Genomic DNA, 9,161 nt, shown 5'->3' with positions numbered 1-9,161 from the left:
GAAGACCGCTGGCTGTCCTTCATGCAACACCTGCGCCAGTCCGCGCTCGATCACCCACCGGGGGAACTGCCGGAACCAGCCGCCACCCGCCACCGGCACGTTGATGCCGGCCACCGGCCACACGGCAGGGGGGTACTCGTGCAAGGGCCCTGACTCAGTGAGCAGTACATGCGGCTCGCGGCCGCCGCTCGCTGTCCCGTACCCGGGGCGGGTTATTGGGAAGCGACTCGAGTCGTATGTGTACCCTTCTTCCACCAAAACGCGCGCCGCCCACTGCACCGCGTCGGTGAGCGAGAAGCTGGGGGCACGATAGCCGTCGACCGCTACACCCGATGCGTCTTCCAGTACGGCCTTCGCGCGGCGCACATCTTCACGGAACGCGGTTTCGCTGATGGTAGGGATACGCTGGTGCCAGTAGCCGTGCGAGGCCACTTCGTGCCCCGCGTCTGCAATACGCCGCACCAGCTGCGGATAGCGCTCGGCCACCCAGCCAAGGGTGAAGAACGTGCCCGTGGCCCCGTGGTCGGCACAAAGCTGTAACAGCACGTCGGTGTTGCGCTCCACGCGGCTTTCGTATGTGTGCCACTGCTCGCGAGTCACGTACTGTTCGAATGCATTCACCTGAAACCAATCTTCCACATCCACGGTGAACACCGGCACCGCCCGCCCGTAGCCGGGCGGACGGTGCGTGCTGGCAGTGTTCACCGGAGACATGGAGTCACCTGACACTCACTTGCGAATGCTGTCCTTGCGCGCCTTCGGGAACTTGTCCGAAAGCTGGTCGGTGTACTGGCGCTCGCCCTCGCCCACATAAATCTGACGCGGGCGCGCGATCTTCTGTTCCTTGTCCAGGATCATCTCTTCCCACTGCGCCATCCAGCCGGCCACGCGCGCCACGGCAAACAGCACCGTGAAGAAGTCCGTGGGGAACGCCATGCTGCGGTAGATGAGCCCCGTGTAGAAATCCACGTTGGGGTAGAGCTTGCGCGCGATGAAGTAGTCGTCGCTGAGGGCAATGCGCTCGAGCTCGAGGGCGATCTCGAGATCCTTGTCCATACCCACCTGTGCGAACACTTCGTCTGCGAGCTTCTTCACGATACGGGCCCGCGGGTCGTAGCTCTTGTACACGCGGTGGCCGAATCCCATCAGGCGCTGTTCACCCTTGCCGCTCTTTACGGCCTCGATGAAGGCCGGAATGTTCTTCTTGTCGCCGATGTCGCTGATCATGCGCAATACGGCTTCGTTGGCGCCGCCATGCAGCGGGCCGAAAAGGGCGGCAATACCACCGGCGACCGCCGAGAACGGATCCACCCCCGACGAACCGATCGCACGCACCGCGCTCGTGCTGCAGTTCTGCTCGTGGTCGGCATGCAGGATGAACAGCACCTCCAGCGCCTTCACGAACACCGGGTTCGCTTCGTACTTGGGCTCCGACATGCGCGCCACCATGGAGAGGAAGTTCTCCGTGTAGCTGAGATCATTGTCGGGATAGATGAACGGCAACCCCTTCACGTGGCGGTACGCGAACGCCGCGATCGTGGGCAGCTTCGCCATCAGACGGATCATGCTGATGTAGCGCTGCTGCGGATCGTGGATGTCGCGCGCCTGCGGATAGAAGCTCGACAGCGCCGCGGTGGCGCTGCAGAGCATGTTCATGGGGTGCGCGTCGTACCGGAAGCCCTCGAGGAACTTGCGGATATTCTCGTGCACGTAGGTGTGAAACGTGATGTCGTGCACCCACGTGTCGTACTGCTTCTGATCGGGCAGATTGCCGTGGCGCAGCAGGTACGCCACTTCGAGGAAGGTGGCGTTCTCGGCCAGCTGCTCGATGGGATAGCCGCGATAACGCAGGATTCCCTTGTCGCCGTCGATGAAGGTGATCGCGCTGCGGCACGACGCGGTGTTCATGAACGCCGGGTCGTAGCTCAGCGTACCGAACTCGCCGGCCTCGCGCTTCACCTGCTTGATGTCGCTCGCGCGAATGTACGTGTCCCCTTCGGGACCTTCGGTGCGAATGGGGGCGCTGTAGCTGTTGCCGGTGCGGCTGTCACGGAGTTCGAGCGCGTCGGTGGGCGCGCCGGCTGCGGCGGTGGGCTGGCTCATCGGAGGCAGAGTGCTCCAGAAAACGCTGGGGAGGTTGAACGGAACTACGTGGAAACTGAAAACTAAATGAAGGGGCTCAGCTGCGTGGAAGCGACAGCACAAAGGCCAGGGCGGTGCCGCACGCGCGCTCCGCCGAACGATCCTCGAGCTGACTTCCGACCGCCGCGAGCATCCGCTGGCACATGGCAATCCCGAGGCCGCTACTGGTTACCGATGGCAAGGCACCGGTGAGTCCGGCGTGTCGCAACTGCGCCCGCACCGTGGCGGGCAGCCCCTCGCCGGTATCGGCAACCACGAATTGGACCGTCTGCCCGTCCAGTTCTTCGGCTGATACCGTCACCGAACCGGTCGACGTGAATCTGAGGGCGTTTGTCACGAGGTTGAGCAGCACCCGATGCAGCATGTCGGCATGCCCGAGGCGGCGGTCGTGCGGCACGCTGCTCCAGCGGAGCAGCAGGTTCTTCTCCTCGGCGATGGGCTGCACCAAGCCACGCACTGCGCTCCACATGTCACTCATGGAGAACGCCGATGCGGGGCGGGCGCCCATGTCTCCGGCAGCGCCTCGGGCGAAATCGAGGGCGTCGCTAGTGAGCGAGGCCATCCCGAAGGCCGCCGAGTAGAGCAGCCCCAGCTGCTTCTCCTGCAGCGGCGTGACCGGCCCGGCATGCCCGGCGCGCAGACGCTCGATGAGCACCAGCATGCTCGACAGCGGCGAGCGGAGGTCGTGCGTGATTCCCACCAGCAGCGGGAGCGCATCGGGTAAAGCGTCGGGCGGCATCGAGACGTGCCCGAGGGCGCTGGCGCCTTCGGCAACCAGCGCGGCGATCGCTTCGGGTGAGACATCCACCCCCGTATCTGCGGCGGTGCCCGAAGCTCCGAAGCTCCCTGCTGTCGTCGCCGAGGGTTCGATCGGCTTGGCGTGCGTCATCATCGATCAGCGGGGAGTGTTCGCCGTCAATCGGCGGCGCCCGACAGGGCGTCGCGCTTGAAGCCGTGCTTCTCCATGAGCCGGTACAGCGTGGTGCGGTCGATGCCCGCCAGACGCGCCGCCTTGCTCATGTTGCCACCGGCCCGCGTGGTAAGCCGGGACAGGTATTCCTTTTCGAAGTGCGTGATGAGGTTGTCCTTCGCCACGTGGAAGGCCTCGTTCATGATGCCAGCCGGCAGCCCTGACTCGGCGGCCGCTTCCACCGGGCCGTCGTCGTACACCGGGATGTCGTCGGGTGTAATGGAGCGCCCGGCATCGGCGATCACCGCCAGGTGCTCGATGACATTCTGCAGCTCGCGCACGTTGCCGCGCCATGGGCGCGACTGGAGGAACGCAACCGTCTCCGGCTCGAGCTCCGGAGCCGGCGCCCCGCTCGCGCGGTGCCGTTCCCAGCTGCGCTTGAGGAAGAACTCGGCCAGCAGCGGAATGTCTTCGATGCGCTTGCGCAGTGGCGGCAACTTGATGGGGACCACGCGCAGACGATAGAAGAGGTCTTCGCGCAAAATCCCCTGCTGCACGCTCTCCTGCGGGTCCCGGTTGGTGGCGCTGATAAAGCGCACATCCACCACGGCGTCCTGCGTTTCACTGCCCAGGCGACGAACCACCCCGTCCTGCAGCACGCGGAGGAGCTTCGCCTGCAGCGGCATGGTCATTTCGGCGAGCTCGTCGAGGAACAGCGTGCCCCCGTTGGCCACTTCCAGTAGGCCGGCCTTGTCGCGATCGGCGCCGGTGAAGGCGCCCTTGCGATAGCCGAACATTTCCGATTCGAGCAGGTTGTCGGGGAGGGCGGCGCAGTTCACCGGTACGAGCTTGCGCTGCGCGCGCCGGCTGTGCTTGTGGATGAACTGCGCAATCATCTCCTTGCCGGTGCCGCTTTCGCCGGAAATCATCACGCTGGCGTCGGTGGCGGCGACCTTCTGCGCGAGTTCGACGGCCTTCTTGAAGCTGGGGGAAATGCCCAGCAGGGCCATGCTTTCGCCAGCGCCGTTCTGCGTCATGAGCGCCGACGGCTTGATCGCCTCGCGGGATTCCCGGGTCGCCGCCGCCGCATGGGCGGCGCGCCCCACCAGCACCTGCAGGTGGCCGGCCGAGAACGGCTTGGGGAGGTAATCCCAGGCACCGGCGCGCAGGGCATCAATGCTCGACTGCACGGTGGGGTTGCCGGTCATGACCACCACGATGACGCCCTTGTGGGCCTCGACGGCGGCCTTGAGGACCTCCATTCCCGAGATTTGGTTGTTCAGGAAGAGGTCAACGAGGACCAGGTCGAAGCGCCTGCGGCGCAGGAGTTCGAGCGCCTCTTCGCCGCGTCCGGTGCTGGTGACGTTGTGCCCATCCATTTGGAGGACGGAGACGCAGCCTTCGCGGAGGGTGCGGTCGTCGTCCACCACGAGGATGCGCAGGCCCGTTCCCTTGTCGGGAATGGCAGTAGCACCAGCGTCGGGGAAGTATGGATCGGTCATTGCGTGTGCGGCGTGTGAGGTCGGCGTCGATTCCGAAACGCGGTGCCGACGCCGAGGGCAGGAACGGCCCAGACAGGCGAAATACCGTGGCGCGGGGGTTGCGTCAAGGATTTTCGTTGCCTGATCTCAACAGTATCCGTGTCGTGACTGCAACACTCGGCAAAAGGTCACCAACCTGTTGTCTTAGCGCTGCGACACCTGTGCGCTTACGCATCACTGTGTTGCCAGCGAGATTGGTGAGCCGTCATTAGCCAGACATTACGCCAGTTCCCCACGCCGTCATATCAATGTCCGGACAGCAGATTCAGCCCGCAGCAGCGCGCGACGTTGCGCCCGACCTGTATCAGGAGGGGCCACCGCCCTCCGATTGGGGGGGCGGGAATGAGACCCCTCAGGAACCGAAGGGGCCGAGCCTCGGCCGGTATCTGGCAGCGATCAACCGGTTCAAGTGGCTGGTGCTGGTGCTTACGCTGGCGGGGCTGGGTGGCGGGTATTTCGCGACGCGTTTCCTTACGCCGGAATACGCGGTGCAGGCGACCATTCTGCTGGAGCAGGGGACCGATGTCCAGGGACAGAACCGCGGACCCATCCAGGCGCAGGAGCTGCTGCAGGCGTCGGGATGGCAAGATCTCGTGCGGTCGTACGCCATCGCCGACCCCGTGGTGACCGAACTTGGGTTGTTCGTTACGCCCGCGCTGGAAAGCGACAGCCTGCTCTTCCGCAGCTTCCGGGTGGATCAGTCGCGTCTCCGGGCCGGCGACTACCGCCTCAACGTGAGTGGCACCCGCTACACGCTGAGCACCAAGGCCGGTGTCCAAGTGGAAACAGGGGGCGTTGGCGACTCCGTGGGAGCGCAGATCGGGTTTCTTTGGCAGCCTAGTTCGGCGCAACTGAACGGTCGCGGCTCCCTCGACTTTGCCGTGCAGACGCCGCGCGAAGCGTCACTTGCGCTGATCAAGAAGCTCAACTTGAAGCTCGAGAACGGCTCGAGCTTCATGTTCCTCACCCTCACGGGGCCGAACGCGCAGCGCACGGCCGCGACGCTCAACACGTGGGTCGAGCAGTTCGTTGCGGTCGCGACGGCCTTAAAGAAGAAGAACGTGACGAGTGTGGCCGCGATCCTCGAAGGGCAGCGCGAGTACGCCGCCAGGTCCCTCGCCGACGCCGAGAGCGCGCTGGAAAGCTTCCGTGTGCGTACGGTCACGGAGCCCAACGAGCGGCAGACGATTACCCCGGGCATCGAGATGACCACCAGCCCGGTGTTCGACAACTATTTCCGCGACAAGGTGATGGCGGAGAACTACCAGCGTGATCGGCAGGCGCTGGAGCGTATTCTGGCGCAGCAGAAGCAGGGCGGCGCCTCCATCACGCGCGAAGCCGTACTAAGCGTGCCAATGGTCAACAGCGACCCTGCGGCGGAAGATCTTCGTAAGTTTTTGAACGAGCAGGCCGAACGCGAATTCACCTTGCGTCGGCTGCGCGAGAGCTACACCGACGAGTTCCAGAAGGTAAAGGACGAGCAGGCAGCCCTCGCGAGCCTTCGCAGCACCTCCGTACCTGCGGCGCTCAACGCCTACCTCGACCAGTTGCGACTACGCGAGCGCAACCTCACCGCGACCATCGAAAGCAGCAGCAAGGACCTGCGCGGTATCCCTGCCCGCACCATCGAAGAGCAGCGCCTCAAGCGGCAGGTCGAGATGAGCGCGGCGATGTACCAGAATCTCAATCTCAAGGCGGCTGAGGCGAAGCTGGCCGATGCAGCGACGGTTCCTGACGTCAGCATTCTCGATCCCGCCGTGCCGCCGCTACGCCCCACCACGAACACGGCACCGGTGCTGATTTTGGGCGGTGCTGGGGCGGCATTGGCGTTGGGAATTCTCCTGGCGATCTTGCTCGATCAGGTGGACAAGCGGTTCCGCTACCCCGAGCAGGTCACTGATGATCTCGGCCTGTTCGTGCTTGGCGTGGTGCCGGTGATCGACAGAAAAACGAAGAAGAGCAAGGCGGACCAGGCCGCGCAGGTGGTGGAGGCTTTTCGCACCATACGCATGAACGTGCGCTACGCGGCCGATCCAAGCCGTCCGCTGACCATGACCATCACGAGCCCCGGGCCGAATGATGGCAAGAGTCTCATTGCGAGTAACCTTGCGTTGAGCTTTGCCGAAGCGGGGGTTCGGACTCTCCTGATTGACGGTGATATTCGGCGCGGAGAGCTGGCGAATACCTTTGGTATTTCCGCAAAGCCCGGCTTGGTGGAATATCTGGATGGTACGGCACTGATCGCCGAGGTGCTCTATCCGGTGGAAGCCCATCCGAATCTCACGCTCATTCCTGGTGGTGCGCGCCGGCGGAAGGCGCCTGAACTGTTGGCCACTCCTCGCCTTAGTCAATTGATCGGCCAGATGGCATCGGACTACGACGTGATCATCGTAGACTCGCCGCCGCTGGGGGCCGGTTTCGACGCGTATGCCCTCGCCACCGCGACCACGAATATGGCGCTGGTGATGCGTGCTGGCGTCACCGATCGCAAGATGGCGCAGGCCAAGATGGCGGTAGTGGACACGCTTCCGGTGCGGGTGATGGGAGCCGTGCTGAATGGCATCAAGCTGACCGGCGCGTACGAGTACTATTCGTACTATCAGGACTACGCCGCAAAAGACGAGGAGTCGGTGCCGCAGTTGTCGGAGGGGCGCCCCAACGGCGCCGCTTTGCCCGGGAGCAAGCCGTGAAACTGACGCGTGATTTTGTGAAGGTCGGGCGCTTCATCCGGTGTTGTGGGGCTACGGCGGTCGCGTTGCTCCTCACCGGGGGCGCGTCCGTGGCGATGGCCCAGAAGGCCAGCGCCTCGCTCCAGCGCGCCTCCCGCACTCAATTGCAGGACGAGGCGGCGCAGCTGACCACCCAAGTGTCCCGGTCGAAGCCGGCTGATCGTGTCGGTCTACAAGGGCGGCTGTCAGACATCCAGAACCGCCTCGAGAATGGCGACTTCAAGCCCGGTGACCGCTTCGTCATCTCGCTGCGACAGGACAGCGTACGCTCGGATACACTCGTCGTTCGCGACAGTCTGCGGGTCGCCGTGCTTAATCTTCCTGACTTCTCCGTTGTGGGCGTGTTGCGCTCCGAGTTGGAGGAGAAGCTCACGGCACACGTGGCGCGATTCATCCGCAACGCGAGCGTGCGGGCCACGCTGCTCACGCGCGTATCGGTTACTGGTGCCGTTACACGCCCCGGATTTATTTACGCGATCCCAGACCGTCCGCTCAATGACTTGATCACGAGTGCGGGGGGGCCCGCCAACAACGCTGATCTCTCGCGCCTCACCATCTCGCGTGCCGGCAAGACGCTCGTCACCGGCAAAACGGCCAAGCGTAGTGTTGAGGACGGCAGTACACTGGAATCGCTCGATGTACAGAGTGGTGACACCGTGTACATTCCGGTAAAGCGGCAGATCAACTGGCAGATGTTCATCCAGCTGGCCTTCGTCGTTACTTCGTTGCTGTTTGCCTTCTTGCAGTTCCTGCAGTGGTATTACAATCGACAGGAATTGTAATCGAAATGCTAAGGTCGCATTCTGGCCGTTCCTTCCGAACGGCCTAGTGGGAATGGCCGCTCACATTGTTGCGCCGTGGGGTATATGGGTGACTCCGGTGGTGGCAAAAAGAACGCAACGCGTGATGACTTGGGTGTTCCCCCGTGCGACCCGTCACCACGGACGTCTTCTCTGCCAATGCTGAAAGCGTTCGCACGGTCGCTGGCCGGTCGCCCGGCGCTGGCCCGCGTACTGTGGCAATCGCGTCGAGACCGCCAAGTCGTGGTCATGATGCATCGGTTCGCCGATGCCGATGCGCCATATGTCGGGCATGACCCGCAAGGCTTGCGGGCCCTTCTGGCCTATCTGCGCAAGAGTCGCGTCACGATCGAAAGCGTGGACGACATGGCGCGGCGGGTCGCCCGTAGCGATGTCGCGCGAACCGCAAGCGTGCCGCCGGCCATCGCATTCACGGTAGACGATGGGTACGGCGACGTCGCCACACTTGCACAGCCCGTGTTCGAAGAGTTCGATTGTCCGTTCACGGTGTTCGTCGTGCCCGAGGTCGTGGATGGGAACCGGTGCTTCTGGTGGGATCAGCTGGCTTTCATGATGGGGCAATCCCGGACCAATCGATGGGTCATACCATCCGCTACCGGTGAGTTCGTGGCATCGTGGAGCGACGAGGTATCGGCGTTTGCCGCACGGAAACGCATGGAAGAGCGGATAAAGCGATTCACGGCGACCGAGATTGACGCCGTCCTGCGGGAATGCGCGCGTCAGGCTGATGTCCCACTGTTCAGCGCACCACCGCCGGAGTACGGTGTGCTCTCCTGGAGTGACATGCGCGGCTTGGAAGAGCGCGGTGTTCGGTTTGGTGCGCACAGCATGACCCACGCGGCGCTCAGTACGTGCGCAGACGACCAGGCCCAATGGGAGATTGCGGGATCTCTCGAGCGTGTCCGCCAGGAGCTGCGGCATCCGTCGTCGCTGTTCTGCTATCCGTACGGTAAGCGGTCGGACTTTTCCGAGCGTGACGAGCGACTCGCCGAGCGACACGGCTGCATCGGCGCCATCA

Annotated in this window: 7 protein-coding genes; 3 read left to right on the top strand and 4 right to left on the bottom strand. The window is 63.8% G+C overall.

Annotation, left to right across the window (positions count from 1 at the left end; translation table 11 throughout):
• The 4 genes from ACIQ6O_RS08950 to ACIQ6O_RS08935 form a co-directional block, all read right to left on the bottom strand.
• Positions 1-714: polysaccharide deacetylase family protein (locus ACIQ6O_RS08950; RefSeq protein ID WP_396207438.1), on the bottom strand; the 714-nt coding region annotated here is incomplete at its 3' end.
• 15 nt (positions 715-729) lie between these two features.
• A complete protein-coding gene (locus tag ACIQ6O_RS08945; protein WP_396207437.1) occupies positions 730-2,103 on the bottom strand; it encodes a citrate synthase in 1,374 nt (457 codons plus the stop codon).
• Positions 2,104-2,179: 76 nt separating this feature from the next.
• The gene (locus tag ACIQ6O_RS08940; RefSeq protein WP_396207436.1) at positions 2,180-3,034 is read right to left on the bottom strand and encodes a sensor histidine kinase; all 855 of its coding nucleotides are present in this window, start codon (positions 3,032-3,034) and stop codon (positions 2,180-2,182) included.
• Positions 3,035-3,057: 23 nt separating this feature from the next.
• The gene (locus tag ACIQ6O_RS08935) at positions 3,058-4,554 is read right to left on the bottom strand and encodes a sigma-54-dependent transcriptional regulator (protein WP_396207435.1); all 1,497 of its coding nucleotides are present in this window, start codon (positions 4,552-4,554) and stop codon (positions 3,058-3,060) included.
• A 287-nt stretch (positions 4,555-4,841) separates the two neighbouring features.
• On the opposite strand from ACIQ6O_RS08935, the gene ACIQ6O_RS08930 reads away from it, so the two are divergent.
• From ACIQ6O_RS08930 to ACIQ6O_RS08920, 3 genes are all read left to right on the top strand, one after another.
• Positions 4,842-7,283 carry a polysaccharide biosynthesis tyrosine autokinase gene (locus ACIQ6O_RS08930; protein ID WP_396207434.1) on the top strand — a complete coding sequence of 814 codons (2,442 nt, stop codon included), beginning with the start codon at positions 4,842-4,844 and terminating at the stop codon, positions 7,281-7,283.
• Entirely contained in the window at positions 7,280-8,104 is an 825-nt protein-coding gene (locus ACIQ6O_RS08925) for a polysaccharide biosynthesis/export family protein (RefSeq protein ID WP_396207433.1), read from the top strand. The genes ACIQ6O_RS08930 and ACIQ6O_RS08925 overlap by 4 nt, the downstream gene beginning before the upstream one ends.
• Positions 8,105-8,281: 177 nt before the next feature.
• On the top strand, positions 8,282-9,161 hold an 880-nt coding region (locus tag ACIQ6O_RS08920), incomplete at its 3' end, for a polysaccharide deacetylase family protein (protein WP_396207432.1).

Origin of the sequence: Gemmatimonas sp., from assembly GCF_044345575.1 — a bacterium.
Lineage (GTDB): Bacteria > Gemmatimonadota > Gemmatimonadetes > Gemmatimonadales > Gemmatimonadaceae > Gemmatimonas.
This window is presented reverse-complemented; position numbering and strand designations above follow the sequence as displayed.

Bases quoted from the DNA above. Each gene is read 5' to 3' on its own strand.
- ACIQ6O_RS08945 (WP_396207437.1), bottom strand. From the start codon at position 2,103: ATGAGCCAGCCCACCGCCGCAGCCGGCGCGCCCACCGACGCGCTCGAA.
- ACIQ6O_RS08940 (WP_396207436.1), bottom strand. From the start codon at position 3,034: ATGATGACGCACGCCAAGCCGATCGAACCCTCGGCGACGACAGCAGGG.
- ACIQ6O_RS08935 (WP_396207435.1), bottom strand. From the start codon at position 4,554: ATGACCGATCCATACTTCCCCGACGCTGGTGCTACTGCCATTCCCGAC.
- ACIQ6O_RS08930 (WP_396207434.1), top strand. From the start codon at position 4,842: ATGTCCGGACAGCAGATTCAGCCCGCAGCAGCGCGCGACGTTGCGCCC.